The 995-nt window shown below is 57.3% G+C and carries 1 protein-coding gene and 1 pseudogene; both read right to left on the bottom strand.

Annotation, left to right across the window (positions count from 1 at the left end; genetic code table 11):
* Window positions 1-564 (bottom strand): lipopolysaccharide heptosyltransferase II (gene waaF / locus J5224_RS35980; protein WP_264628712.1); only part of this gene is annotated, 564 nt, incomplete at its 3' end.
* Window positions 565-691: 127 nt separating this feature from the next.
* A pseudogene (rfaD, locus tag J5224_RS35975) lies at window positions 692-995 on the bottom strand (ADP-glyceromanno-heptose 6-epimerase); the annotation flags it as partial.

Here is a 995-nt window from a genome sequence, read left to right as displayed (position 1 = left end):
GCCGGGGCAGAAACCAATAAGTGAGCGCTCGCTTACTAAATCAAAAGTGGGGAGCACGGCGTCGATTTCTGCCTGTGTAACCTGTAGCTGCGGCCATAACAGCGGCTGCGGAAGATCTTCAGCCCGGTGAATCTGGTCGCGCGGATAGGCCAGTGCGACATAGCGCTGTACCATCAGAGGGAACGCTGCTTTGTCCAATACCCGCACATCGTTAAGCAAGCCATAACGCATTTCGCCGCGCCAGCCAGTACGCTCTGGCACCTTGGCAAAGAAGGGCACCAGCGCGGATTTAAACGAGTTCGGCAACACATAGGCCCGATCGTAACCCTGTTCGCGCAGCGAGACACCTAAACGTCGACGTTCACCTAATGCCAGCGCGCCGTGCCCGAGCGGCATCGCCAACGCCTGACGCACTTCCGGCATACGGGCCAGCAGCGGACGGCACCAGGCCGGCGCCATGACATCAATCTGTGCATCCGGGTACTGCGCTTTGAGCGAACGATACAGGCTGTGGGACATCATCATGTCGCCCACCCATGACGGGCCGATCACCAGGATTTTCATAGCGTTTATCTTTTATGTTCTGTTTCTTGGTGGACAGAAGAATGCCATCGAAGGATGCAATCCGGTGCCTGCTGCGTACCGGGAACGTGCGGCCATCCCTGCGTGCGGCCGCACATTATTGTGGCGTTTACGCGGAGCGGTTCAGCCAGGTCAGGTAGTCGCTGACACCTTCAGCAACCGTTTTGAATGGCTTGTCATAACCCGCCGCGCGCAGTTTGGTCAAGTCTGCCTGCGTGAATGCCTGGTAACGGCCTTTCAGTTTTTCAGGGAAGGGGATGTATTCCACCTGGCCTTTCTTGTGGAAATCCAGCACGGCATCGGCCACGGCCTGGAATGACTCGGCACGGCCCGTTCCGCAGTTGAAAATACCGGAAACGCCGTGCTGCCAGAACCACAGGTTAACCGCAGCCACATCACCGACATAAATAAAG

It is taken from the genome of Candidatus Symbiopectobacterium sp. NZEC135, from assembly GCF_025962695.1.
This window is presented reverse-complemented; position numbering and strand designations above follow the sequence as displayed.